Below are 25861 nucleotides of genomic sequence, written 5' to 3' on the forward strand. Positions count from 1 at the left end.
TGTTTTCCTTGCGTCTACTCCAAACGCCAAGGGACTTGCGCATGAATCAACACAACGACGAGCTTGCCGCTCATCCGGACAGCCACTACCAACACCTTTCCACACTCCTCCCGACCTGGGCCTTACAAGCGTCGCCCGAGACGCGCAACGCGCTGAAAAACGCCAGGCTCGAAACGCCTCACCGGTATCGCAACGCAACCCGCCTGCAACTGCAGACACTGAATGCACTCAACACCGAACACTGGTCCCATCGAAACCAGCTGGAGCAGATGCTGAGTAAACTGCAAAACGCCCGTGTCTTCGCCGAACCGCTGCTGAGCGAAGCGTTGAAAACCCGCTTCGGACTGGAACTGGACGTCAAGAGCACCTTCCTGCGCCTGTACATCCCCCAGACCATCCCCTGGTTCCCGGTCAAATCCGGTGCCGCGCGCACCTGGACAGTGTCATTGCTCGACGCTGCCCTGCACAATTTCCAGGCATCGGAGACTGAGGTGGACGCCTATGAGCCGGCCTCGGCCTTCATCACCGAACCCTCCGCCACGGGACAGTTCGACACGCTGCCAACGATCAAGCAGCACATCAGCATCGCCGGGTTTACCCGGCTGTGCCGAGAACTGGATATCGGCGGCCAGTACAGCGCCTACCTCAACGACAACCTGGGCGTGACCAATCCGCTGGTCGACGTCGTTTTAAAGCCAAGCGTCAGGAACGCGCAGCAAGCCGCACTCAAGTCGGCACTGCACCAGGGACTGCTTCGACAGGATATTGAAAACGATACCTGCGACGCGATTCTCGGCTTCCTGGAAGGACGCCCGGGCATGAAGCTGGACGGCGAGCCGTTGCACTGCCATGACCTGACGATGATGTCTTCGACGCTGACCGGCATTGTCATTTTCGCCCCCAATCTTGAACGCTCGCGCCAGGCAACGCGGATCGTGGTCTATCTCCCGGAAGATCCCGAACATCCCGTCAAGCAGTATCCCGACACGCTGGCGTTCATGACGGAGCTGACCCGCAAGCTGCGCTCACCCGCCTACCAGCGCTTTTTCAGCCAGTTCGTCGACCATCAGGAGAGGGGACATTTTTTCGCCAACCTCAACCGCCGCCTTAGCGCCGTGACCTGGCACCAGCATCAGCACGGCGACCCGCTGCCCAGCTGGCGAGAGACGCCCATCGACAAACCCGATTTGCGATTCTCACTGAGCACGATCAGAACCGACCTGTGGTCCCACCTCTATCAACGACAACTGAACAAGATCCTCAATGATGCGCAAACTATTGCCGTCTCCACCGCCAGCGCCGACCAAAACGCACGATGGGCGCTATGGGACGCCTTCAGCAAAGTCGCCTCAACGATCCTTGAAGGGGCCGCGTTCGTCGCCCTGCCCTTTGTTCCGTTCCTCGGCGAACTGACACTGGCCTACATGACCTACCAACTGCTCGACGAGGCTTTTGAAGGCATCGTCGACTGGGCCGAAGGCCTGCAAAAAGAGGCGTTCGGACACCTGATCGGCGTCGTCGAATCGCTCGTCCAACTGGGGACCTTCGCGGTGGGAGGCGTCATTGCCGTTGGGGAGATCAAACCCCTGCTGCCCCGCGACACACTGGCGCTGTTCGACCGACTCATCCCCGCCAAGGCTGCCGACGGCAAAACACGCTACTGGAAGCCGGACCTGACACCTTACGAGCACTCCGTAAACTTGCCGACCGAGGCCAAACCCGATCACCTCGGCCTGTATCAACACCAGGGCCAGACCCTTCTGCCCCTTGAAGACAAGCGCTATGCCGTGCGCTTGAATAGCGAGACCGGCCAGTTTGCACTTCAGCATCCGAGTCGCGCCGACGCTTATCAGCCACCCCTGCGGCATAACAACCACGGCGCCTGGCAAACCGGACTCGAACAACCGCTGCGCTGGGACCGGGACACCGTCATGCGTCGCCTCGGCCATAGCGTCGAGTCGTTCAGCAGCGTCGAACGCGAACAGATCCTGCGGATCAGCGGCTTTCACGACAACGTATTGCGCGAAACACACGTCGAAAATTATCGCCCGCCGTCGCTGCTGACCGACACCATCAAGCGCTTCAAGATCGATCGGGACATTCAGGCCTTGATCGAGCAGACCAGCAGCGACCAACCCGAGCATTATCAGGCCCTGAACCAGCGCAAATCGCTGTTCGAATCTCGCTACCGCGAACTTGAAAAAACCGATGATCGGCACGTTCAGCTACTGCTCGGCGCAGTACAGAACTTACCGACAGACATCGCGCAAGAACTGGTGAGCAATGCAACAGGCACCGAGCTGATAAGCCTGCACAACGGTCGAGTGCCGCAGCGACTCAAGGACGTGGCGCTAAAAGCCATGGAGGCCGTGCGTGTCGCCAGAGCCTATGAGGGGTTTTATCTCGAAGACATGGAGTCGGCAGATACGCACCGACTGGCTTTACATAGTCTCGAATCATTACCCGGCTGGCCCGAGCGCCTGCGCATCGAGGTGAGGGATTATTCGCACGACGGCACCTTGCGCGACAGCATTGGCCAGGCCGACGCGCCGATCCTCAGAACGCTGGTGCTTGCTGATGACTTCACCTACCAGGTGCACGAGAACAAAAAACCACCCGGCGACTTTTATCACGCCATCCTTCTGGCGTTGCCGGATGCAGATCGCACGGCATTGGGCTTCACCCTCGAAGACGGTGAGTCCCTCAAACAGCGCATCGCCGAACACGCTGTGGACCAACCGGCGTTACGCACACTGCTCGCAAAACACCCTCATCGAAAACCGTTCTACGACCCGACAACCATGCGCCTGCCGGGTGGCACACAGGGTTACAGTCGCAACAACCGCACGACGCCGACCCTCAACGACAGGGTTCGCGAGGTTTACCCCAGCCTTTCAGCGGAAGAACTCGAGCCCACGGTCCTGGCACTACAGCGTCATCCCGACGGCGCTCGCGTAGAGCTCTCACGCCTGGCCAACGAGTTCGAACAACTGCATCGGGACCTGGGAATCTGGGTAACCGATACGCCCACCGTCCACCCCGAAACCAGGGTTGCGCTCAGCGATCTGGAGCAACAGGTCGCACAACACAATCGCCGGTTACTGGCCCAGGAAATCCAGCGTAGCTGGCGCCGACAATCCGATCGGGACTTTGACGCCCCGGATGGCACCGGCCGGTATGTGCTCAGGTTCGCAGAACCGTTACTCGGTGATCTGCCGACACTGACTGCCGATTTCAGTCATGTGTCACTGCTGTCTTTGGAAGGCAGTCGTGCGGCACATGGCCTCCACGGGTTTCTGCAGAACTTCAAAGGCCTGCACCGTCTCGATTTGCGCCGCTTCTCCCTGGCCACCCTCCCCGACGCCATTACCCGAATGCCCAACCTCGACGCGCTGGTGCTCAGTGATTGCGGCATCCAGCTCGACGCTGTCACCTGGTCGAAACTGTCTTCATTGAACAAACTGGTCATGCTGGATCTATTCAACAATCCGTTCAGTGCGGCGCCCAGCGTCGAATCAATGCCCGAACTCGTTCATCTTGACCTGAGCCATACCGGCCTGACCGACATTCCTGCCAGCATCATGCACCACCCCAAGCTCGACACCGCCAGACTTTCCGGCAACAGGATCAGCGAACTGCCTCGCGAATTATTCGACAGTCCGGCGTACCAAAAACACAGCGTGTTTCTTACGCATAACCCACTCTCCGAGAATGCGCGACAACTGATCAAGCGCCACTACTTCGACTCCCTCTTTGACCTGGGGGTCTATGCCCCCGAGGCGGATATCGAACGAGTCAGGGCGCTGTACCCGAACCTGGAGGTCGAGCAGGCGAGCGACTTCGTGTACGAGTTGCCCGGCACACTGGAAGACGGTCGACTTGAACTGGCAAGTCTGGAAGCAGAGCTCAGCCGACTCAGCACTGACTTGTCTGCCTGGACGGCCGATCTGCCGGCCCGACACCCGCTGACCGGTGAACCTTTCAATGCACAGCAACAGCTCATCGAGCACTCGAGTCGCGACGAGTTCAAGCAATTGCTGGAACAGTGCTGGCGACATGAAACCGATCTGGATGATTTTAATGAGGCGCTTGAGCCCACGTTTGAACTCGTCATCCTCCTCCTCATCAATGGAGAGCTGCCGACCCTGAGCGCCGACTTCAGCCATGTGACGTCGCTGGAGATACTGAGCACCGATGGCATAACCCGCATCGGAGGTTTTCTGGAGTCCTTTCCCAAGCTCAAAAGTCTCAGGCTTCGCGACTGCAACCTGGGCAACATTCCCGATGCCGTGTTCAAGATGGGGCAGCTGCGGTCGTTGTCGCTCCCGGAATGCCGCATCAATCTGACAGCGGAGTCAGTAAGCGCGTTGGCGGGAATGGAACAGCTCGACTATCTCGATCTGGCCCGCAACCCTCTAGGGCGAACGCCTGACCTCAGCCAGATGACAGGGCTGGCGACCGTGCTGCTGAATGAAACCGGCATCACCGAAATTCCGCACGGCCTGCTGCAAATGACAGAGCTGGACTGGGCCGATCTCAGTGGCAACGCCATCAGCGAAGTTCCGAGCGATGTGCTGGAACTGCCGGTGGAACTCGCTGAAAACATCACGTTAAGAGGCAATCAATTTTCCGAGGAGAGCCTGTTGCGGCTGATCGGTTTCTTCGAAAGGACGGGCACCGACTTCGGTGTGCAAGAGGTGATCGATCGAGGTGAAATGGAGGTTTCGTCCACTGACGGCACCGAGGTCGACGAGTAAAGCAGCCTTCAGCTCAGGGCGTGGCGTGCCTGATCACCCACGCTCCGATGGCACCGAAGACAATTCGAACGGGCTGCTGCTACGCCGCTGGTTGCGATCTTCCCGCGGCGTGGCACCGAAGAAGTTGCGGTAGGCACTGGAGAAATGCGGCCCCGAGGAAAAGCCACACGACAGGCCGATCTGGATGATCGACTTGCTGGTTTGCATCAACATCTGCCGGGCCTTGTTCAGGCGCAGTTCCAGGTAGTACTGGCTCGGTACGCGGTTGAGGTACTGCTTGAAAATCCGCTCCAACTGCCGACGGGACACGCACACATGCTGGGCGATTTCGTCGGTGGTCAGCGGTTCTTCGATATTGGCTTCCATCAGCAACACGGCTTGCGTGAGTTTCGGATGGCTGGAGCCGAGGCGATTCTGCAATGGGATGCGCTGACGCTCACCGCCTTCACGAATACGCTCGACCACCAGTTCTTCGGACACCGCACCGGCCAGTTCAGCACCGTGGTCACGGGCCAGCACCGCCAGCAACAGATCGAGCACCGACATCCCGCCGCACGCCGTCAGGCGATCGCGATCCCAATCGAATAGATGGCTGGTAGCGATGACCTTGGGGAAGCGCTCGGTGAAATCATCCTGCCAGCGCCAATGCACCGCAGCACGATAGCCATCGAGCAAACCGAGCTGGGCCAACGGATAGACACCGGCCGACAGACCGCCAATCACGCAACCGGCACGCACCAATTGCTTGAGCGCGCTGCTGAGCGCTGGCGCCAACGTCGTCGGTGGCTCATCGGCCAGCAGGAACAGCTTCTGGAAGTTTTCCAGCTTGCCGGTCCACGCCTCACCCGGCAATTGCCAAGCCCCTTCGGCAGGCGTTTCGGCCTGCAGAAACGAGAGTTCGTAAACAACATCCGGATGCACGCGCTGAGCAACACGCAAGGCCTCCTCGGCCAGCGCCAGCGTCAAGGCTTTAGTGCTGGGCCAAATCAGGAAACCAATTCGATGGGCAGTCATGGCGGGCAGTCCGAAACGAAAACAGTGTTAAAGCCAAAGGCGGCTGCAACCAAATTAGACCATCTGGCGCGCGGTGCGCAGCATGACCTAATTTGGTGCGTAACGGGAGCGATTACTTCAGGCTACCCGAGAGGAATTGTTGCAGACGTTCGGACTGTGGATTGACCAGCACTTCACGCGGGTTACCGCTTTCTTCAACCACGCCTTTGTGCAGGAACACCAACTGGTTCGACACTTCACGGGCAAAGCCCATTTCGTGCGTCACCACAACCATGGTCCGGCCTTCCTGGGCCAGCGCCTGCATCACTTTCAGCACGTCACCCACCAGCTCCGGGTCGAGCGCCGAGGTCGGTTCGTCGAACAGCATCACCTCGGGTTCCATCGCCAACGCACGGGCAATCGCCACGCGCTGCTGCTCACCACCGGACATATGGCCAGGGTAAGCATCCTTGCGATGGGACACGCCAACCTTGGCCAGATACAGCTCGGCCTTTTCACGGGCTTCGGCCTTGGACATGCCCAGCACGTGGACCGGCGCTTCCATGATGTTTTCCATCGCGGTCATGTGCGACCACAGATTGAAATGCTGGAACACCATCGACAACCGCGAACGCATGCGCTGCAGTTGTTTCGGGTCGGCGGCTTTCAGCGCGCCGTCCTTGTTCGCCACCAGTTTCAGCTCTTCGTTGTTGAGCAGAATCTTGCCGGCGTGCGGTTGCTCAAGCAGGTTGATGCAACGCAGGAAAGTACTTTTGCCGGAGCCACTGGAGCCGATGATGCTGATCACATCGCCGGCCGCCGCTTTCAGGGACACGCCCTTGAGCACTTCGTGACTGCCGTAGCGTTTATGCAGGTCTTGGACTTCAAGTTTGTACATGCTGTCGGTTCTCACAAAAACAGTCAGTCAGTGGTTTCAGTGCTTGCGCGGGGCCAGATAGCCCAGCCAGCGGTGCTCGGCCATCTTGAACAGACGCACCAGAATGAACGTCATGCACAGGTAGAACACGCCTGCGGTGATGTAGGCCTCGAACGGCAAGTAGTACTGAGCGTTCACGGTACGCGCGGCACCGGTGATGTCGATCAAGGTCACGATGGACGCCAGACTGGTAGTCTGCAGCATCATGATCACTTCGTTGCTGTACTGCGGCAGCGCCCGGCGCAGGGCCGACGGCAGCAGGATGCGCTTGTACATCTTGAAGCGCGACATGCCCATGGCCTTGGCCGCCTCGATCTCACCGTTCGGCGTAGCGCGCAGGCTGCCGGCGATGATTTCAGCGGTGTAGGCGCTGGTGTTGATCGCGAAGGCCAGGCACGCACAGAACGTCGCGCTGGACAGCCACGGCCAGAGGAAGCTTTCACGTACCGCTTCGAATTGCGCCAGACCGTAGTAGATCAAGAACAGCTGCACCAGCATCGGCGTGCCGCGGATCACGTAGGTGTAGAGCCAGGCCGACATGTTGACGATCGGCTGCTTGGAAACCCGCATCAAGCCCAGCGGCAAGGCGGCCAGCAAACCGAACAGCAGCGACAGCGCGAGCAGTTTGAGGGTGGTGACCAGGCCGCCGAAGTACAGCGGCAAGGCCTCCCAAATGACGTTGTAGTCGAAGATCATAGATCAGCCGCCCTTACGCCTACCGAGTAGCGCTTCTCAAGGTGACGCAATGCCAACAACGAGACACTGGTGATCACCAGGTACATCGCGGCTACTGCGAGGAAGAAGGTGAAAGGCTCGCGGGTGGCATCTGCCGCCTGCTTGGCCTTGAACATCATGTCTTGCAGACCGACCACCGAAATCAGCGCAGTCGCCTTGGTCAACACCAGCCAGTTATTGGTAAAGCCCGGAATCGCCAAGCGAATCATCTGTGGCACCAATACCCGGAAAAACACCTGAAAACTGCTCATGCCGTACGCCGCACCGGCTTCTGCCTGGCCTTTCGGGATCGCCATGAAGGCCCCACGGAAGGTTTCCGACAGGTACGCACCGAAGATGAAACCCAGGGTGCCGATACCGGCGACCAACGGGTTCAGGTCGATGTAGTCGTCATAGCCGAGCAATGGTGCAACACGGTTGAGCAAGTCCTGACCGCCGTAGAAAATCAGCAAAATCAGCACCAGATCGGGAATCCCGCGGATCACCGTGGAATACAGATCGCCCAGCCAGGCCAGCCAGCGTACCGGCGACAGGCGCAATGCGACCCCGATCAGACCCAGAACAATGGCCAAGGCCATGGACGACAAGGCGAGCTGAAGCGTCAGCCATGCGCCATCGAGGATGACAGCCCCGTAGCCTTTCAACATGATTCAGGTCCTCGAAAGTTGGGATGAAAAAATGGCGCAAACCTCAGAGATCCTGTTGCTTGCGCCATTTCGGACTGACAGCTGCGACTATTTACTTACCGTAAATATCGAAGTTGAAGTACTTGTCCTGGATTTGCTTGTACTTGCCATTCGCACGAATGGCGACGATGGCGGCGTTGATCTTGTCCAGCTCAGCCTTGTCGCCTTTACGCACGGCAATACCAATGCCGTCGCCGAAGTATTTCTCGTCGGTGAAGGCCGGGCCAACGAAGGCGAAGCCTTTGCCCGAGTCGGTTTTCAGGAAGCCGTCATCCAGCAGGGTGGCGTCGGCCACGGTGCCATCGAGGCGACCGGCAGCCACGTCCAGGTAGATTTCGTTCTGCGAGCCGTACGGCTTGATTTCAGCACCCAGCGGCTTCAGGACTTCTTCGGCGAAACGGTTGTGGATCGAACCGCGTTGCACACCGATTTTCTTGCCCTTGAGCTCGGCCAGGTTGTCGCTGACCTGCGTACCGGCCTTCATGACCAGACGTGCCGGGGTGTTGTAGTACTTGTTGGTGAAGTCCACGGACTTCTTGCGGTCGTCAGTGATCGACATGGACGACAGGATCGCATCGATCTTGCGCACTTTGAGTGCCGGGATCAGACCGTCGAACTCTTGCTCGACCCAAACGCACTTGACCTTCATCTCTTCGCACAGGGCGTTGCCGATGTCGTAGTCGAAACCGACGATGCTGCCGTCCGGTGCTTTGGATGCGAACGGAGGGTAAGCCGCCTCGATACCAATTTTCAGAGGCTTTTCATCGGCGAACGTCGGCAGGGACAGCACGGACAGTGCCAGGGCGCCAAGAAGCACGAGTTTCTTCATCTTAGGACTCCATCGGTATAGGGCGAAAACGGCAGAGTGAGCGACAGCCCAATATGCGAATGGGTGGAAATTGAAAGCTGCGCTGCGTCGTAGGATTGTTGCGTTGAGTTCAGCTCTGATTTCAACACAGGCAACGACGAGCGAGTGATCGGCATTCTAACGACAGGCCCGAAGCCGATATTTCTTCAATGCGACAACAAATTACAGAAGCACTGAGAAACCCGACCGAGCGCATTGACAGCCCTGCAAATTCATGCAAGAGCAAAAGACAGTGAACCGATCTATGTTGCAAATTGCGGGCCTATTATTCGCAAACCCTTCTAATCCGGCAAGCGCAGCGTTGTGTCTTATTTTTTAGGTGGTCTGGAGAGGCCCTAAAACGGGGCTTTGCGTTTCCCAATGCCTCGAAAGCGGGCAAGCGGTTACACATTTAGTTACTTGAAGGGCGGCGGGTAACAGTGGGAAGCGTCGTACAGGGGAAGCCGATAAATATTGGTTGGTGATGTGGTGTCTGATCGTTCCCACGCTCCGCGTGGGAATGCCGCCATGGACGCTCCGCGTCCGCTGTTGACGCTGTGACGCGGAGCGTCACGGGATGCATTCCCACGCGGAGCGTGGGAACGAGTACAACCTGACCACCACAAAAAAAAGCCCCGCCAGGCTCTACACCGGGCGGGGCTTTCGACGACACGAGAACGGCTGTTACGCGACGTTCATGGTCTTGTGCGTATCGATCAAATGCTGCACCACACCCGGATCAGCCAGGGTGGAGATATCCCCCAGCCCGTCGTATTCAGCCGTAGCAATCTTGCGCAGGATACGCCGCATGATTTTCCCCGAGCGGGTTTTCGGCAGGCCTGGCGCCCACTGGATGACATCCGGCGAGGCAATCGGACCGATCTCTTTGCGCACCCAGTTTTTCAGTTCCAGGCGCAGCGCTTCGCTCGGTTCTTCGCCACCGTTGAGGGTGACGTAGACATAAATGCCCTGCCCTTTGATGTCATGCGGCACACCGACCACCGCCGCTTCGGCGACTTTCGGGTGAGCGACCATCGCGCTTTCAATCTCGGCCGTGCCCATACGATGACCGGAAACGTTGAGCACATCATCCACGCGCCCAGTGATCCACCAGTAGCCATCGGCATCGCGGCGCGCGCCGTCACCGGTGAAGTACATGCCACGGAACGTCTTGAAGTAGGTGTCGACGAAGCGGTCGTGATCGCCGTACAGCGTACGCGCCTGACCTGGCCACGAATCGAGAATCACCAGGTTACCCTCGGCAACGCCCTCGATGATGTTGCCCAGGTTGTCGACCAACGCCGGCACCACCCCGAAGAACGGACGCGCCGCCGAGCCCGGCTTGAGCGCGTGAGCGCCCGGCAGCGGGCTCATCAGGGTCGCGCCGGTTTCGGTCTGCCACCAGGTATCGACGATCGGGCAACGAGATTGGCCGACGTTCTTGTAGTACCAGTCCCACGCTTCCGGGTTGATCGGCTCACCGACCGAACCCAGCAGACGCAGGCTGCTGCCATCCGCACCTTCAACGGCTGCGGTGCCCTGCGCCATCATGGCGCGGATTGCGGTCGGCGCGGTGTAGAGGATGTTGACCTTGTGCTTGTCGATGATCTTCGCCACCCGGGTAATGTCCGGGTAATTCGGCACGCCTTCGAACAGCAAGGTGGTCGCGCCGTTGGCCAGCGGGCCATAGACAATATAGGTGTGGCCGGTGACCCAGCCGACGTCGGCGGTGCACCAGTAGATTTCGCCCGGACGGTAGTCGAACACGCGCTCGTGGGTCAGCGCGGCGTACAACAGATAACCGCCAGTGGTGTGCTGCACGCCCTTCGGCTTGCCGGTGGAGCCCGAGGTATACAGGATGAACAGCGCTTCTTCGGCGCCCATCTCTTTCGGCGCACACACGGTGCCCGCGACTTTCATCAGGTCTTCGTACCAGATGTCGCGGTGCTGGTTCCACTTGATGTTGCCACCGGTGCGCTTGCACACGATGACCTTCTGGATGCTGCTGGTTTCCGGGTTGGTCAGCGCGTCATCGACGTTGGCCTTGAGCGAGATCTTTTTGCCGGCACGCAGGCCTTCGTCAGCGGTGATCACCACTTTCGATTTGCAGTCGATGATCCGACCGGCCAGGGCTTCCGGCGAGAAGCCGCCGAACACCACCGAGTGAATCGCACCGATCCGGGTACAGGCCAACATGGCGACCACGGCTTCGGGAATCATCGGCATATAGATAGTCACCACGTCGCCGCGATGCACATCCTGGCCGCGCAGGGCGTTGGCGAACTTGCAGACTTGTTCGTGCAACTCGCGGTAGGTGATGTTGCGGCTCTCGGCCGGGTCATCGCCCTCCCAGATGATCGCGATCTGATCGCCACGCTCGGCGAGATGGCGGTCCAGGCAGTTGTAGGAAACGTTCAGGGTGCCATCGGCGAACCACTTGATATCGACATGGTGATCGTCGAAGGACGTCTGCTTCACCGTGGTGAAAGGCTTGATCCAGTCGAGGCGCTTGGCTTGCTCGCGCCAGAAACCGTCCGGGTTGACGACCGACTGCTGGTACATGGCCTTGTAGGTCGCCTCGTCAGTCAGCGTATTGGCCGCAACCTCGGGACGAACGGGATACAGAGAAGCCGCACTCATCTTTCTTACCTCGGTGGAATAGTTGTTTTTGTATGGCCCCGTTGTAGCCCGAGGCGGGCCTATAGAACCATTCGACGATGGTAGTAACAAGCCCCTACAAAACGTCGTGCTTACCGAGCGAACCGCTCAGACACCGCGGTTTCATTGGCTTTCAGCCATTTCGAGAAAGGCGGTCCTGAAGCATACGAGGTCGTTTTTAAGGGATTGTTACAGGATATGCCAAAAGTCTTTATCAAAAGCACACCTATATGCGTGCAACTCGGGCGCCTAAAATCAGCCTCGCCAACACGGCAAACGTGATTAACCCAGTTGCAGCCCCCACGAAGGCAGTTAATCCAACACTTAGTTATCAAGTTCCACACGCAACCCCAAAAAGGTTGCGTGACCCCACTCGACCTTAGAAAGGTAAAATTGAAATGAAAGCTTTATTGGTTCTGGCCCTCAGCAGTCTGTGCGCAACCGCCATGGCAGACGAGATCCCGACTGATGTTGCCAGCAACACCGTACCGGTTGAGGAATACACTTACTCGACTCACCTGGACATCGCCAAAGTTATCTCCATGAGCGAAGTTCCAAGCGTTTGCGAAGTTGTACCAGCCCGCATGGAATATGAAGACTCGAACGGTCAACGGCATATTCTGCGCTACAGCGTGATGGGTAACGGCTGCTCTAACGGCTGATCATCAACGCTGAGGTTTGGCTGATTGCCGAACCCGACATCACCGCCCGACCTTCGTCGGGCGTCGTTGTGTCTGGAGACACAGAAACCCGAACCAAAACACTACATGTAGTGTGAAAAGCCATTTTTGGTTATTTTTTGAACAAAAAACCCCACAAACAATTACCCCCTGAAACTGGACACAATCCAGCCCATCAAAACACCCTATCTCCCCTGTAAGTCCCATCCCGTCGGGCTTGTGGCGCTTTAACGGCAAACACCAACGCCTACACCACTCTCACGTCGCCAAAAATCGCCAAAAAAAATCTTCATCGGCCAAAGCCCTGTAAACCCTTGCTCCGCCTTGATTACGCGCCCTGCCGAGGGTTCTCTGAGCCACTTCGTCGCACCACAACCGTGAAAAAACACCTATAATGCGCCCGTAAATCGGGCCTGCAACATCCCCTTACAGGAGGATGCAGGACGCTGAGGCCACCGCAGGAGCTGACGACGTTATCTCCGCCCTTAGCGACTTCAGGACACCCGTACACATTTCTGTTTTTTGCCTGCGTATTGCTGCAACAAACGATTCCTTTTAGAGACAACGCGGCCACCGGGCCGTGTGAAAAACCGACCATCAGTGTTTTCACACGGGCGACTGGCCCTCACGCAGGAGACGACACGTCATGCTGAGCTGGGACGAATTCGACAAAGAAGACGGCGAAGTTGTCGCCAAAGGCGCCAATGCTGGCCACGCTACTGAAGCCAACATGGACCGCCTCGACAGCGCCGGTGGTGCCGCAGCGCTTGAAGCGCGCGCCGTAACCGCCACCGACTCGGCTGCGATCATCCGCGCCAAGGCCGCCCTCGACAAACTCGACGTCGCCGAAGGCCTGGCCGAACTCGAAGGCGCTTCTGCCCGCGTTGCGGTCGACGAAAAGCGCATGATCAACTGCCGCGCCGACCTCAACCAACTCGTCCCGTTCAAATACGACTGGGCCTGGCAGAAGTACCTGGACGGCTGCGCAAACCACTGGATGCCGCAAGAAGTCAACATGACCGCCGACATCGCCCTCTGGAAAAACCCGGAAGGCCTGACCGACGACGAGCGCCGCATCGTGATGCGCAACCTCGGCTTCTTCTCCACCGCCGACTCCCTAGTTGCCAACAACCTGGTGCTGGCCGTGTACCGCCTGATCACCAACCCGGAATGCCGCCAGTACATCCTGCGCCAGGCGTTCGAAGAGGCGATCCACACCCACGCCTACCAGTACTGCATCGAATCGTTGGCCATGGATGAAGGCGAGATCTTCAACATGTACCACGAGATCCCATCGGTCGCGAAAAAAGCCACCTGGGGCCTGAAGTACACCCGTTCGATCTCCGATCCGAAGTTCGAAACCGGCACCGTCGAAACCGACAAAGAACTGCTGCGCAACCTGATCGCCTACTACTGCGTTCTGGAAGGCATCTTCTTCTACTGCGGCTTCACCCAAATCCTCTCCATGGGCCGCCGCAACAAAATGACCGGCGTCGCCGAGCAGTTCCAGTACATCCTGCGCGACGAATCCATGCACCTGAACTTCGGCATCGACGTGATCAACCAGATCAAAATCGAAAACCCACACCTGTGGGATGCTGAAATGAAGGAAGAAGCTTCGCAGATGATTCTGCAGGGCACTCAGCTGGAGATCGAATACGCTCGTGACACCATGCCTCGCGGCGTGCTGGGCATGAATGCGGCGATGATGGAGGACTACCTGAAGTTCATCGCTAACCGTCGTTTGTCGCAGATTGGTTTGAAGGAAGAGTACCCAGGGACGACTAACCCGTTCCCTTGGATGAGCGAGATTATGGACTTGAAGAAAGAGAAGAATTTCTTTGAGACGCGGGTTATTGAGTATCAGACTGGTGGGGCTTTGAGCTGGGATTGATTTCTGAAGTAGCAGATACCTAGCCAATTGAGTTAAATCGACAGAACAAAAAAGCCCTGAACGCAGTCAGGGCTTTTTTGTTCTAAAACACACCAACCCCAACTTAACTCCTTATCAGCATTAAGCCCAACAATGCACTCCCCTCCAAATCACCCCCTAAAAAATAAACACTAAAAATTCATCCTACCCTTCAACTGTTCAGATAGGAATGAGTCCTCTATTACATGCCAACGCCAAAAAACCGAGAAAGGAAAACCAACTTCCAACATCGACTCAATCCTACCTTTTGCGAGCTCTCGCTCTTGAGTAGTGGACTTCTTACTTTTTAACGTGAAGCGATACCCAAGAAAATCAGTGTAATACTCAAACAAACGCTCCATGAGTACTGACCTGGTTATCCCCCTCAACGGGGTGGCATCTTCGTTATAGCATTTATGCAACAAATTAACAGTATTCACCACCTTAACGCCTTCAGGATTGATCATTGCCTTTACTTCAATCGACCCACTTGGAATACTCGGCAAAACACACTTAATCATCCTAAACACATTAAGTGACGCATCACAACAATCCAACAGATCTTTATGAATATTGCTTTTTATACTATTACATCGCCCACATGAATAATAAAGATTAGACCAGTCAAATTTTTTGACCACATCCTTTTCATGCGGATCGAAATGCTCAATTTCAGGGCTGGACAATTCGTCCTGCTCACACAGGTAGCATTTCCCATAAAACATTGGATGAAGAAGGTCAACCACTTCGCTGTGATTATATTTACCTTCACTCAAACAGGCAGGAGCGGGAAAAGGTCGAACAACATTAAACATCACACCTCTCCTTCATCCAGCAAAGCATTCATACCCTTCATATAAAATGCTCGAGACTGACTATCCAGCTTCCCTTCCACCGGTCTGATTTTTTCAAGCAAACCACTCAACTCCTCGGAGTTGACATCGCCAGAGTTCACAATAGAAGCAATTCTACTAATAATTTCATCCAACAGCTTGGATGTTGTCCTTGTTCCTAGAACCCCCTCCATAACAGCAGAGTACGAGTACAATGACAAATCCTCATCAACCTGTTGATTCCGGCCAATGTCGAAGATTACCGCATCATCAACCGACATAATTACAAACGGAGAATGAGTTGTAACCACAAACTGCACCAAAGGAAAAGACCTAGTTAAAAACGGGAGAATTAGCCGCTGTAGAGAAACATGCAAATGCGCATCCAACTCATCAATAAAAACCAGTCCAACCAACTCCTCTGGAAGAACCTTAAAATACTCGGTACGCATCAAGAGATCAGCATAAATATCAAATATAGCCAGGTAACCCGACGATAAAGTTTGAAACGTGTACGGCACCTTCCCGGTTTGAGCTATGGTAAACTTCAATCTATCCGAATCAAACTCCAACTTAGTCGAAGCGTCTTCCATCAGCTCCTTTAAATCGCTCTCAAACTTATGAAACCACGTTAGAATTTTAGCTGCAAACTCTTTATCATTATCCTCAGTCAAAGCTAAAGACCTACGATTTCGTAGGTTAACCAAATGTTGCTCCAACCCTCCACTTAGCTTCTGACGAACATCCACAGACTTGTATCTCTCTTGTTCTGAAATCACCCCCTTAGCAGTATCCGCATGAGAGATACTAGCGAGACGAGCAGCTTCAAAATAAGCAAGCACAGCCACTCTATCATCCAACAAACTTGAGAACGCCAACCCATCTTTAACTTCAAGATTCAGGCCACCACTTAAATCATCCAATTGTTTTCTATAGTGCTCCACCATAGACATGGCATTACTATAGGCACTAGTGCCTTTCTCTTGAGTAGCCAAAAAAATCCAGCTGCATCTTTAAACTACTCTTAAGATTAGGAAGATCAGCTATTTTTTTCTCTGCAACAAGCAAGCTTGCCTTTCTGTAAAGTTCCTTTAGAAAAGAGGTCTTACCTGAACCATTTGCTCCAGTTATGATCAAGTCCTTCTCACCAAGGGCTATATCAACATCCTTACTTGTATTAGGTATCCGCCCCTTTACACCACCTAAGTATTTAGTCATACACCCTCCAGCAAAAGTTTTCATCGCAAAATCGCAAAACCCAACAACCATATCACTAAATAATATTCTGACAAGAAAAAGGTAACCATCAGGCATTCCCCCCTCAAAACTACCGGACATTAACCTCTCCGCTGACATCTACAAAATTTCTAATCTAGAAGCGGCCCAGGATACACATACATAAATATGCTTTTGCAACTCTACGCGACCCCAATTAAATTAATTACGCGGAAAGCTTGAAGCCTACCTGCAGTTGGCTCTCGCCCTATTCAGACTCACAAGTAGAGGTCTCTAAATGTGAGCATGCGGCGGCTCTCACATCCTATTTATAATCACCCCTCCATATCTAAGCTGTTTATTCCCATTGTCTTCACTCACCGCAACCTCTGCCGTCCGCCCTCCGGTTGGACTTGGGGGCGGGTGCCGGTGGTTCGGCCTTGGTGGCGGAAGGTAGTGGCTTCAGTGATCCAAGGCCTCGGCAGGTTAGCAAGTAGTTTTACGTAGTTCCTCGCGGCAGCATTCGAGCGGAAAACTGGATATTTCTGTAGGAAATTTCGTAGACGAAGTAATGGCCACTCAGTATCGTCCGAGGGTTTTCAACCCTCGGCGATTGTATGGATACCCCAAAGGAAAAAAGTGGCTGGAGTGATCAGGAGCTTGAGGCTTCGGTCGATGCTTATCTGAAAATGCTGGGCCTTGAGCAAAACGGCCAGGCGTTTAAGAAGTCCGTTGAGAATCAGCTTTTGCGTGAAGGTCCGTTGAGCAAACGTAGCGCCTCTTCGGTTGAGTACCGCATGCAGAATATCTCTGCCGTGCTGGAGCAAATGGACTTACCGCGAATTGGCGGCTACATGCCCGCCAAGAATATCGGCGCTGGGGTTGGCGAGCGGATTCGCAAGGTATTGGCCAGTAAAATCGTCCCAGGTACCGGTGAATATGCTCCGACCTCAAACCATGAGACGTTGATCAGCCGAGCGTCCAAATTGCAGAAGCAAGGGCTTAAGGTTGAGCCAGCGGGTAATCCGAACCCACAACAAGCTAGCACCGTCACCACGTCCTATGTCCGTGACCCGAAGGTTAGAGCCTGGGTTGCTGATTTAGCCAAGGGGATTTGCGAAGGCTGTGGCCAGAAAGCGCCGTTTGAAGCCGATGGTTTACCGTTTCTTGAGGTTCATCATGTAAAGCATTTGGCGCAGAAAGGGTCGGATTGCATTACTAACGCTGTGGCTCTGTGCCCGAACTGTCATCGGCGTTGTCACCTTTCGAGCGACAAAGTCGAGTTCACTTTGTCACTTTATACGAAGGTGAAGCGACTGGTTATGGAGCCCTAACGGACCAACCTCATAGCAAGTAGGCGTCAGTGGAATAGCCCCCTCACCCTAACCCTCTCCCCAGAGGGGCGAGGGGACTGACCGAGTTGTCGGGGCGAATGACTGCGACCTGGGAGGTTGAGTCGATCTCAGGTTTTGAAAGCGTCAGCGTTCGACTTCTTTCTCTCTCACTTACCCAACCCACTAATCTTCCACGGGCACACCGCTTCCCTCACCCCGCTCGGCCCGACAATCTCCGGTGTCTGCCCCAGTGACCTCGCGCTCAGCACTTTGCCTACCTGCTCTATCAACTTATCAAAGCCCAACGTCGCATTTTCCTGCTGCAGCTTGCGCAGTTGCTCCACCACGGCGTAGGTGAAGGCGCCGTAGCTGCTGGAGCCCACCTCATATTCGTTGGCTTTTTCGTTTTCCCGGGCGGCGTAGAGCATCAGGGGCATGTAGGGGCCGTGGTGGCCGTAGAGTTTGCCTTGGCGCACCAGTTGGGCTTTTTTCTCGGGGCGTAGGCCGGTGGCGGCGCCTTGGGTGCTGCGGGTACGGGTGAGGATGCGGGATTTGCTGCCTTGTTCGCTGAAGTCGCGGCCGTCGCTGTCGGTTGCGTAGAGTCGGCGGTCCCAGTCGCCGGCGTAGGGGTCCCAGCGCAGCATGCGGTGGCGGATGTCGCTGGGTGGGGTGATGCCGCGTACGCGGCCGTTGCCGCGGGTCATGCCGCCGGCGTAGCAGCAGTCGAACATGACGGTCAGTTTGGCGCCGTGGCCGTTCGGGTCGAACGGCAGGTGGCTGTAGAACTGGCGGAACAGTTTGTCGGTGAAGTGGGTGTTTTCGTCGTCCCAGTCGAAGTCGTAGAGCACCAGGGTTTCGTCCATGCGGTCGGCTTCGCCGCTGCTGCTGTAGGCCGGCAGTTGGGTGCCGTGACCGGAATAGAACAGCACGCGCTCGTCGCCGGCGCGGGCGCCTTCTACCAGCCATTCGAGGCGCTCGACGAAGTTCGCCCGCGTCGCTCGGGCGTCGTGCAGCAACCGAATGTCGCCAGCGTCGTAGCCGCTCTCCTGGAGCATGCGGCTGATCAGGTAGGTGTCGTTGATGCAGCCGTCGAGGCGCGCGCCCGGTTCGGGGTAATCGTTGATGCCGACCACCAGGGCGCGGCGTTTGCGTTGGCCGCTGCGGGACAGAAACGCCGGCACTTCCAGAGCGCTTGCCGCCACCACGTCGCGAGCCAGTTGTGGCCAGAGGCCGGTCTGGCTGGTAGCGGACGACAAGTAGGCTTGCGCTGCGTGATTGAGGTCGAGCAGGTCATCACGCAACGGCACGCTGAACTCGGTTTGCAGGTCGACCCGCGCCGAGTCTGGCGAGGTGATCGGCCGGGTCAGCAAGCCGTCGTTAGGGTTGTAGAGGTGGAACCAACGGCGAATGCCTCGGCCGTTTTCACTCAGGCGCATGACCCGCCCGCCCCACACTTCGCGCATCACCAATGGCAGCGCGATGGGCGAGCCGAAGCTGACGAATACCCGGCCATCGACGAGTTTCAGCGCCGAACCTTTCTTGGCCACCGAACGGCGCAAGGCGTCGTAACCGATCAGGCTGCCCAGCCCTTGAGCGAAGATGATCTGCGGGTTGAACGCGTCGATTTTTTCCAGCAGATGTTGGGTCAGTGCGGTGCGCAATTCGGCGTCTTCGATCCACTGCACGATGGCGCCGACGGTGGTGCGCAGCATCTGATTGACCGGCAGGCCCCAACTGCCGAAATCCTCGTCGGCCTTGCCCCTGGCGTCGTCCCGCAACATGGCGAGGCCGCGGGTGATCTGGGCGAAGTCCGGTCCTTCCTTGAGTTGATCATCGAAGGGCAGAAAGTCGATGTCCTGGTCGTCGATAACGCGACCGTTCTGCGCCAGTTGGCTACGGATCAGCGTGCGCCATTGTTCCTGCCAGTTCGCGTCGGTACTGCCCTGCCCATTGGCGGGCGGCGTGAATCCCACACCCGGCAGGCACAGGACTCGCAGTTGCGCGGGCACAACAGCCGGCACCGCCCCTGCTTGCAAGGTTTTGACGGCAGGCGCACCAACGGCAGCCACCGTTTGACCGTGGGCGGTGGCCATCAAATCCTGCAGGCGCCGCAGTTTCGCTTCCAGGCTGTCGGCACTGGGTGCGGCGGACGTGAGGGCGGCCTGGCCGGGATCAACCAGTGCACGGGTGCGGCTGTTGAGGAAACTGCTGACACCTTGGGCGCTGTTTTTCCAGATCTGCTCCGGATCAAGACCATCGAGATAACCGGTGGCGCTGTCCACCACCTGCCGGCTTTGGGTCGCCAGTTGGGACTCGATCAAGGGCAGCCCGGCGCGGCTTGGCACGGCGGTGGCGGCCAGTTTCGGTGCCGGGGCAACGCTTGCGGCTGTGCGCCAGATCGGCGCGTTGCCGAAGTGCTGGGCCGCGACCACCCTTGCACCGAGGGCGCTGCGCGGCAGTTGGAAGTGATCGCAGAGAAAGGCCAGCAAACTGGTGTGATCGTAATGTTGCGCCTGGAGGTTGTCAGTCCACGGAATCAGGCCGGGATTGAGCCACGGCGAGGCGAGGATCGCCGGTACGCGGATGCCCAGCCGAGTGAAGGGATTGGGCCATTCGACATCGACCGTTGACCCCGTCGCCACGCAAGTCGGTGGCACCACATGGTCATGGAAGCCGCCGTGCTCGTCGTACAGCAGCACGAACAGGGTTTTGCTCCAGAGGTCGGTGTTGGCCGACAAGGCATTGAACACCTCACCGACAAACTGATCGCCAAAGCGCAGGTCTTCCGGTGGATGGTGCGACACGTTAGGCCCGAGCTTGCCGTTGAGCAGGCCATAGCTCGGCTCGATCCAGGACAGTTCGGGGAGCTTGTTACCGGAGACATCCGACTTGAAGTCGTCAATGCTCATGTGTTGCAAGCCACCTTTGACCAGCGCCCCCAACGGGATGGCACCGTCGGAGTAAATGCGCACATCGTGGCCTTTGTCACGCAGCAGCGAAAAAATACTGTCGCCGCCGAACTGCGCAATCAGGCTTTTGATTCCGGCCAGCACGGTGCCCGTGGAAGGCATCAGCAAGTGGCCGTTGCAACTGCCGAGCATGGCGAAAAAACGGTTCGGCCAGGTCGGGCCCGGCACCGAGGCAAACCAGCGGTCGCACACGGTGAAGTTGCGCGCCAGCCCCTGGATCGCCGGCAGCGGATCGTCGGCGGGCGTGGCACCAAACGGGATGTAGTTCATCGTCCGCTGAGCCATGGATTGCGAGTAAGTTTTGTACACTTTCAGATCGTTGCGGGCCTTGTCGTAGGCGTCTTGCGCAAAGCCATCGAGCTTGGGTGCGGTCAGGCTGGTCTTGAGTGACACGTCCAGTTGCTTCACCACATCGACGAACTCGTGGCCGAGGTCGAAGCCTTCGCTGTCCTTGGCCGGTAGCGCCGGAGGCGAAGGCGCGGGCGGCGCCCACAGGGCAAAGTAGTCAGGTGTTTCCGCCGTTTGAGTGATCACCGCTGAGTTGCCACTGGCGTCCTTCAGCGGGTTGGTGCTGGGCGCTTTACGGTTGATGCCGTCGCACGCAGGATTGATGCTGGTGTAATCCCCCAGCAGATGATCGAACGAGCGGTTTTCCATCATCAGCACAACGACGTGCTTAATCTCGTCGGGCCAGTTGTTCGACATGCTGCTCTCCCTGAGTTGTTGTGCCCGATCGCGCTCAGGGCTTGGGCTGTGGGACCGTTTTGCTGCCCGTCAGGCGAATCATCTGGCTCAACATCTTGAACCAGAAGTCGCCGCCCAACGAGGCAGCCAACGCCGCCGTCATGACCCCAAGCAACCAGTAGCCGAACCAGGCCGTTCTGTTTGTCTGATCGTGGTGTAAAAACGCCGGCCGGTTATTCCAGCCGATAGCGCCCTGAGGCAGCGCCTGCAAACTGCTCAATGCCGAATCGAACTGGCACTGGGCCTTGTCGTCCCGGTTCGCACAGAGCTGATCGAACGTAGCAGATGGGTTGTTTGTCACCAGATTGTTGGCCATCTGCATGCCTGCCGCGCGCAAGGTGTCATTGCGCACCAGACCCTGCATGAGGTCGAACGCATTGACGTTGAGCACCAGGCAAATCACCAGCGAACAGCTCAGCGAGACGACTTTGGCATTACGCCGCATCCAGCCTTCGGCGCGGTCCATAACCGCGTTGATCCAATGCTCCAGCCGGGTCTTGAACGAGCACAACAGCTCCTGGGCCGTGGTGACTTTGGCCTGGGCCGCCGCAAGCATCGTCGACAGTGCGCGGCGCAAGTGCTCGGACGGAACCTGCGCAATGCCCTTGGTCAGGGCCGCATTGAGTTCGTCGAGGGGAATATCGAGGGTCGTGGTGTCGTCTTTGTGCAGCAGCAGGGTGATCACCACCTGTGCCAGCATTGCCGGGTCAAGGTAACTGGGGCGATTGCCCGGTGGCGCCATGGACTGGATCATCGGGTGATCAAGCACCTGTTGGAAGAACGCCAGGTCGCTGTCGTTCAGCCCCTTCAATTTGCCGGTGAACAACAGCTTCAGGGCGTTATAAAGGTACTTCGCCCGGACCTTCTGGAAGAATGATTGAATGATTTCAGTGAGGGTGGTGACGAAAATACCCAGCAGCGTGAACAGCGCCAACATCCCGAGAATCGCGTCCAGAACGACCGACCCAAACATCCTTACCTCCTTGTAGATGTGGCACAAAGTCAGCTCGAATCAAGACCTCAGGATGAGGAAAGGAGCAATGCGGCCCACCTCACAACGCTAGTCAGGCTATGGGGTCTTGTCCAATGGCAGAGGGCGTTGATGCGACGAACGTGAATCAACAGGTGCGCCATCACGCGCCACCCGCTATTAATACGCCACCTATCTCTCAAGGACCCGAGCGCGCATGAAATTCGACACCGCCTACTGCATCAGCCTCGACGACAAGCTGTCGATCTATGACGTGCGCGATCTGAACTTCGACGAGACCATGGACTTCGACTCGGCCAAGGAGCGCTTTCAGTGCCCCAACGACGGCTGTCGAGCAGCGTTCGATGCGGCGAATGGGCTGGGGACGTTCAACGCCAAGAACGTCAATTACATCCGCACGCCGCATTTCAAGAACCTGCCCGGCACCCGGCATGTCGAGGGCTGCCCTTATGTCAGCCTCAGAACGCCGGCGTCAGAAGGTGCAGAAACGGACGACGGGCCAGAGGAGCACTTTCCGTCAGAGTTGCTGCTGACCCGGCGTCAGTATGTGCGCAAGCCTTCTACCCCACTGCCGGATGTCGATGCGCCTCGGGATCAGCCGAAGCCTTCTGCCACGACCAGTGCCAGCGAGCACCCGACTCGCGAGTCGGCACCGGACAAGACCAGCGTCTTCGCTCACCCGGTCGAGTGCTTCGTGTCGAATTTCGATGACAAGGACTTGCTCAAACGCATGCCGCTGAAGATTGGCGAGCACACCGCGTCTTACAGCGCATTCTTCAAGAAAATCGAATACCTGCAGGACAACAAGGGGCTGATTTACTGGGGCAAGATCAAAGCCATCAAGGACTACAAAACCAGTTTCCGCATCGACTTCGAGAAGAAGGTCTGGCTCGACAAGAAGCCCTACTCGGTGAACGTCTACCTGAGCAAAAACCTGATCGAGAACTACCGCAAGCGCAAAGCCTTCCTGGAGGAAATCAAGGGCGCCATCGGCAGCGAGCGGGAGCTTTATTGCTTCTTCTATGGCGTGACGCCCGAGTTGAAGCAGGTGCCGAGCAAGAAAAACCCCGAGCAGACGTTCGGGGTGTTCAGTGGTGATATCGAGAATCTGGATCACTTCATTATTCGGGAGGTGCCGGGGTTGGAGGCGAAGTAGAACCAATCAAAAAATTGAGTTTGATCCGGGTTGAAAACAACTGTACAAAAACACAGTACTTATTGAATAACCCATTTCGAACCCGGAGAAAACCATGGCCTCTCTTGCGATGAAAATCACCCTGGAACGTATCGCCCTTTTCCAATTCACCCCCGCACACAGCGCACAAGCCCGTGCGATGCTGGGCTGGTCGCTGGAGGAGTTTTCCAGGGAGTCCGGGGTTACCGTTGAAGCGATCCGCCGTTTTGAAGCGGGCGGTGAAGTGCTCGACGTCACCCGCCTGGCCCTCGCCTATCGGCTTGAAGCCGAAGGCCTGGTGTTCTTCCCAGGCTTTGCGCCTGGCCGAGGCATGAGCGTCAGAGGCTCTACGCCTGATCCGGTGGGACGGGCGGATTACGCGATGATTGAGTGATATCTAATCATCCGATGGGGCTCCTCCCCCCCCATCATTGGCAGAGTCTGCTGTACCAGCATCTGCGTAGAACAATCCGTGGAATAGGCGCACGTCCCTAGCTATTAACGATCAACTGAACGGTCGTCTCTTCAACTTCCAGCCACCAGGCCTCCCCACGCTGCGGTTGGCCAAGACTGAACGCTTCGCCCATTTGTGGCGTGGTGATGGAAACACTGCGTTCCCAGGCCAAGGCCAAGATGCGGTCGAAGGGTTCATGCCAGGCGTGCATCGACAAATCGAAAGTGCCGTTGTGAATCGGTAGCAGCCAACGGCCCTTGAGGTCGATGTGGGCTTGCAGGGTTTCTTCTGGTTGCATGTGAATGTGCGGCCAGTCGACGTTGTACGCGCCGGTTTCCATCAGGGTCAGATCGAAGGGGCCGAACTGTTCGCCGATCGCTTTGAAACCGTCGAAGTAACCGGTATCGCCACTGAAAAAAATCCGTTTTCCGCCATCAATCATCACCCACGAGGCCCAGAGCGTGCTGTTGCCATCGAACAGCCCGCGACCGGAAAAGTGCTGCGACGGCGTGGCAATGAAATGAATCCCCTCGACCTGAGTGCCTTCCCACCAATCCAGTTGACGCACTTTGCTCGCATCGACGCCCCATTTGATCAGCGTCTCACCCACACCCAACGGCGCGAGAAAGTGTCTGGTTTTGTCCGCCAGCTTGAGAATCGACTGACGATCGAGGTGATCGTAATGGTCATGGGACAGAATCACCGCTTCGATCGGTGGCAACGCCTCGAGGCTGATCGGTGGTTGATGGAAGCGCTTGGGGCCGGCCCACTGCACCGGTGATGCGCGCTCAGCGAAGACCGGATCGGTCAGCCAGAACTTGTCGCGCAGTTTCAGCAGCACGGTGGAATGCCCCAGGCGGAATACGCTGTGGTTCGGTGCGTCGAGAAGCTGTTCGAGAGTCAGCGCTTGAACCGGAATAACACCGGTCGGTCGCGTGTTACTCGGTTTGTGGAAAATCATGTTCCAGAAAATTCGCAGGGTCTTGCGAAAGCCTTGCCCCGGTACGGCCGCATGATTTTGGTATTGCCCCTGCTCTTGCCGGGACGTTTTCAGTTCAGTGGCGCTATCCGCCTGGTAAGAGAAAGTGGCCATGTTTGAGTGACTCCAGAAAACCGACGAGGTGCGGCTTTTCTTTTTCGGACGATAAATGGCCAATGCACGCACGCGTCAGCCGCAAACTCTATTTTTCAACCGTTCAACTACACTGCACAGTGTAGTTTCAAGATTGCAACAAAGCCGTGAGCAAGTAAACTGCCGAGTGTAATTCTTCCTTTTTTCTACCGAAGCGTATTTATGACAGCTCCACAGCGCCTCACCGACCGTAAACGCGAAGCCATCGTTCAGGCGGCGATTGCCGAATTCCGTGCCAACGGTTTCGACATCACCAGCATGGACAAGATTGCCGCCACCGCGGGCGTGTCGAAGCGCACGGTGTACAACCACTTCCCCAGTAAAGAAGAGCTGTGGACTGAAATCCTGCAACGATTGTGGACCAACGTCACCGCTCAGCAGGACAACTACTATCGCACAGACCTGCCACTGCGCGAGCAGTTGGGCCAGCTGCTGCACTGCAAACTGCAGCTGCTGGGGGACACCAATTTCCTTGATCTGGCACGAGTTGCCATCGCCGCCACCATCCATTCGCCAGAACGGGTTCAGGACATGGTCGAGCGCATTGGCGAACGTGAAGAAGGGTTGACCACCTGGATTCGCGCGGCTCAGGCTGACGGTCGGCTCAAGCCTGTAGATCCGGCCTTTGCTGCCCAGCAGGTGCAGGGAATGCTCAAGGCATTTGCCTTCTGGCCGCAGATCTCCCTGAACTGTCCACCACTGTCACCCGAGATGCAGACGACGGTTGTAGAGTCGACGCTGGACATGTTTCTGGCCTGCTATCAACGGCAGGCATGAAGGGCACGCAAAAGGACACATGGAACAAATGAC

Annotated in this window: 19 protein-coding genes; 7 read left to right on the forward strand and 12 right to left on the reverse strand. The window is 56.9% G+C overall.

Annotated elements, in window-relative coordinates:
* The first annotated feature begins 41 nt into the window (after positions 1 to 41).
* Positions 42 to 4757 (forward strand): DUF6543 domain-containing protein, encoded by a 4716-nt coding sequence (locus KRR23_RS07415; RefSeq protein WP_216741956.1) that lies wholly within the window; start codon positions 42 to 44, stop codon positions 4755 to 4757.
* Positions 4758 to 4790: 33 nt separating this feature from the next.
* On the opposite strand, the gene argR is transcribed toward KRR23_RS07415, so the two are convergent.
* From argR to acs, 6 genes are all read right to left on the reverse strand, one after another.
* Positions 4791 to 5771, reverse strand: a complete 981-nt coding sequence (gene argR / locus KRR23_RS07420) for a transcriptional regulator ArgR (protein WP_123585396.1) — start codon at positions 5769 to 5771, stop codon at positions 4791 to 4793.
* Between the two features lie 112 nt (positions 5772 to 5883).
* A complete protein-coding gene (locus KRR23_RS07425; protein ID WP_019693166.1) occupies positions 5884 to 6648 on the reverse strand; it encodes an ABC transporter ATP-binding protein in 765 nt (254 codons plus the stop codon).
* A gap of 36 nt (positions 6649 to 6684) precedes the next feature.
* Positions 6685 to 7383: an ABC transporter permease gene (locus KRR23_RS07430; RefSeq protein WP_019693167.1), complete on the reverse strand. Its 699-nt coding sequence runs from the start codon at positions 7381 to 7383 to the stop codon at positions 6685 to 6687.
* Positions 7380 to 8069, reverse strand: a complete 690-nt coding sequence (locus KRR23_RS07435; protein WP_145016252.1) for an ABC transporter permease — start codon at positions 8067 to 8069, stop codon at positions 7380 to 7382. The genes KRR23_RS07430 and KRR23_RS07435 overlap by 4 nt, the downstream gene beginning before the upstream one ends.
* Before the next feature lie 91 nt (positions 8070 to 8160).
* Positions 8161 to 8937 carry an ABC transporter substrate-binding protein gene (locus tag KRR23_RS07440; RefSeq protein WP_054593623.1) on the reverse strand — a complete coding sequence of 259 codons (777 nt, stop codon included), beginning with the start codon at positions 8935 to 8937 and terminating at the stop codon, positions 8161 to 8163.
* Positions 8938 to 9639: 702 nt separating this feature from the next.
* The gene (gene acs, locus KRR23_RS07445) at positions 9640 to 11595 is read right to left on the reverse strand and encodes an acetate--CoA ligase (protein WP_216741957.1); all 1956 of its coding nucleotides are present in this window, start codon (positions 11593 to 11595) and stop codon (positions 9640 to 9642) included.
* Positions 11596 to 12011: 416 nt separating this feature from the next.
* On the opposite strand from acs, the gene KRR23_RS07450 reads away from it, so the two are divergent.
* Positions 12012 to 12275, forward strand: a complete 264-nt coding sequence (locus KRR23_RS07450) for a DUF2790 domain-containing protein (protein ID WP_216741958.1) — start codon at positions 12012 to 12014, stop codon at positions 12273 to 12275.
* A gap of 664 nt (positions 12276 to 12939) precedes the next feature.
* A complete protein-coding gene (locus tag KRR23_RS07455) occupies positions 12940 to 14187 on the forward strand; it encodes a ribonucleotide-diphosphate reductase subunit beta (RefSeq protein WP_123585391.1) in 1248 nt (415 codons plus the stop codon).
* Positions 14188 to 14357: 170 nt separating this feature from the next.
* On the opposite strand, the gene KRR23_RS07460 is transcribed toward KRR23_RS07455, so the two are convergent.
* From KRR23_RS07460 to KRR23_RS07470, 3 genes are read right to left on the reverse strand one after another with little or no spacing between them, the layout of a single operon-like run.
* Positions 14358 to 15020 carry a hypothetical protein gene (locus tag KRR23_RS07460; protein WP_216741959.1) on the reverse strand — a complete coding sequence of 221 codons (663 nt, stop codon included), beginning with the start codon at positions 15018 to 15020 and terminating at the stop codon, positions 14358 to 14360.
* Entirely contained in the window at positions 15020 to 16033 is a 1014-nt protein-coding gene (locus KRR23_RS07465; protein ID WP_216741960.1) for an AAA family ATPase, read from the reverse strand. Before KRR23_RS07465 ends, KRR23_RS07460 begins: the two co-directional genes overlap by 1 nt.
* Positions 16008 to 16376 carry a hypothetical protein gene (locus KRR23_RS07470; protein ID WP_216741961.1) on the reverse strand — a complete coding sequence of 123 codons (369 nt, stop codon included), beginning with the start codon at positions 16374 to 16376 and terminating at the stop codon, positions 16008 to 16010. The genes KRR23_RS07465 and KRR23_RS07470 overlap by 26 nt, the downstream gene beginning before the upstream one ends.
* 494 nt (positions 16377 to 16870) lie before the next feature.
* Here KRR23_RS07470 and KRR23_RS07475 point away from each other — a divergent pair, with 494 nt between their 5' ends.
* On the forward strand, positions 16871 to 17587 hold the full coding sequence (locus KRR23_RS07475) for an HNH endonuclease signature motif containing protein (RefSeq protein WP_216741962.1): 717 nt from the start codon (positions 16871 to 16873) through the stop codon (positions 17585 to 17587).
* Positions 17588 to 17754: 167 nt separating this feature from the next.
* On the opposite strand, the gene KRR23_RS07480 is transcribed toward KRR23_RS07475, so the two are convergent.
* Together KRR23_RS07480 and KRR23_RS07485 are read right to left on the reverse strand one after the other, a co-directional pair.
* Positions 17755 to 21261 carry an alkaline phosphatase family protein gene (locus KRR23_RS07480; protein ID WP_216741963.1) on the reverse strand — a complete coding sequence of 1169 codons (3507 nt, stop codon included), beginning with the start codon at positions 21259 to 21261 and terminating at the stop codon, positions 17755 to 17757.
* Between the two features lie 34 nt (positions 21262 to 21295).
* Positions 21296 to 22273, reverse strand: a complete 978-nt coding sequence (locus KRR23_RS07485) for a hypothetical protein (protein WP_216741964.1) — start codon at positions 22271 to 22273, stop codon at positions 21296 to 21298.
* Between the two features lie 214 nt (positions 22274 to 22487).
* Between KRR23_RS07485 and KRR23_RS07490 the strand changes: the two genes are divergently transcribed.
* Together KRR23_RS07490 and KRR23_RS07495 are read left to right on the forward strand one after the other, a co-directional pair.
* Positions 22488 to 23447 carry a hypothetical protein gene (locus tag KRR23_RS07490; protein ID WP_216741965.1) on the forward strand — a complete coding sequence of 320 codons (960 nt, stop codon included), beginning with the start codon at positions 22488 to 22490 and terminating at the stop codon, positions 23445 to 23447.
* Positions 23448 to 23541: 94 nt separating this feature from the next.
* The gene (locus tag KRR23_RS07495; RefSeq protein ID WP_123584304.1) at positions 23542 to 23859 is read left to right on the forward strand and encodes a helix-turn-helix transcriptional regulator; all 318 of its coding nucleotides are present in this window, start codon (positions 23542 to 23544) and stop codon (positions 23857 to 23859) included.
* 97 nt (positions 23860 to 23956) lie between these two features.
* Here the strand turns inward: KRR23_RS07495 and KRR23_RS07500 are convergent, their stop codons facing one another.
* Positions 23957 to 25012: an MBL fold metallo-hydrolase gene (locus KRR23_RS07500; protein WP_216741966.1), complete on the reverse strand. Its 1056-nt coding sequence runs from the start codon at positions 25010 to 25012 to the stop codon at positions 23957 to 23959.
* A 201-nt stretch (positions 25013 to 25213) separates the two neighbouring features.
* On the opposite strand from KRR23_RS07500, the gene KRR23_RS07505 reads away from it, so the two are divergent.
* Complete coding sequence (locus KRR23_RS07505) at positions 25214 to 25828, forward strand: TetR/AcrR family transcriptional regulator (RefSeq protein WP_216741967.1); 615 nt, start codon at positions 25214 to 25216, stop codon at positions 25826 to 25828.
* Positions 25829 to 25861 lie beyond the last annotated feature (33 nt).

Origin of the sequence: Pseudomonas sp. CVAP#3, from assembly GCF_018986375.1 — a bacterium.
GTDB lineage: Bacteria > Pseudomonadota > Gammaproteobacteria > Pseudomonadales > Pseudomonadaceae > Aquipseudomonas > Aquipseudomonas helvetica.

Bases quoted from the DNA above. Each gene is read 5' to 3' on its own strand.
- KRR23_RS07415 (WP_216741956.1), top strand. From the start codon at position 42: ATGAATCAACACAACGACGAGCTTGCCGCTCATCCGGACAGCCACTAC.
- KRR23_RS07500 (WP_216741966.1), bottom strand. From the start codon at position 25,012: ATGGCCACTTTCTCTTACCAGGCGGATAGCGCCACTGAACTGAAAACG.
- KRR23_RS07475 (WP_216741962.1), top strand. From the start codon at position 16,871: ATGGATACCCCAAAGGAAAAAAGTGGCTGGAGTGATCAGGAGCTTGAG.
- KRR23_RS07430 (WP_019693167.1), bottom strand. From the start codon at position 7,383: ATGATCTTCGACTACAACGTCATTTGGGAGGCCTTGCCGCTGTACTTC.
- KRR23_RS07485 (WP_216741964.1), bottom strand. From the start codon at position 22,273: ATGTTTGGGTCGGTCGTTCTGGACGCGATTCTCGGGATGTTGGCGCTG.
- KRR23_RS07495 (WP_123584304.1), top strand. From the start codon at position 23,542: ATGGCCTCTCTTGCGATGAAAATCACCCTGGAACGTATCGCCCTTTTC.
- KRR23_RS07505 (WP_216741967.1), top strand. From the start codon at position 25,214: ATGACAGCTCCACAGCGCCTCACCGACCGTAAACGCGAAGCCATCGTT.
- argR (WP_123585396.1), bottom strand. From the start codon at position 5,771: ATGACTGCCCATCGAATTGGTTTCCTGATTTGGCCCAGCACTAAAGCC.
- KRR23_RS07440 (WP_054593623.1), bottom strand. From the start codon at position 8,937: ATGAAGAAACTCGTGCTTCTTGGCGCCCTGGCACTGTCCGTGCTGTCC.
- KRR23_RS07470 (WP_216741961.1), bottom strand. From the start codon at position 16,376: ATGTCCGGTAGTTTTGAGGGGGGAATGCCTGATGGTTACCTTTTTCTT.
- KRR23_RS07460 (WP_216741959.1), bottom strand. From the start codon at position 15,020: ATGTTTAATGTTGTTCGACCTTTTCCCGCTCCTGCCTGTTTGAGTGAA.
- KRR23_RS07455 (WP_123585391.1), top strand. From the start codon at position 12,940: ATGCTGAGCTGGGACGAATTCGACAAAGAAGACGGCGAAGTTGTCGCC.
- KRR23_RS07450 (WP_216741958.1), top strand. From the start codon at position 12,012: ATGAAAGCTTTATTGGTTCTGGCCCTCAGCAGTCTGTGCGCAACCGCC.
- KRR23_RS07490 (WP_216741965.1), top strand. From the start codon at position 22,488: ATGAAATTCGACACCGCCTACTGCATCAGCCTCGACGACAAGCTGTCG.
- acs (WP_216741957.1), bottom strand. From the start codon at position 11,595: ATGAGTGCGGCTTCTCTGTATCCCGTTCGTCCCGAGGTTGCGGCCAAT.
- KRR23_RS07480 (WP_216741963.1), bottom strand. From the start codon at position 21,261: ATGTCGAACAACTGGCCCGACGAGATTAAGCACGTCGTTGTGCTGATG.
- KRR23_RS07425 (WP_019693166.1), bottom strand. From the start codon at position 6,648: ATGTACAAACTTGAAGTCCAAGACCTGCATAAACGCTACGGCAGTCAC.
- KRR23_RS07435 (WP_145016252.1), bottom strand. From the start codon at position 8,069: ATGTTGAAAGGCTACGGGGCTGTCATCCTCGATGGCGCATGGCTGACG.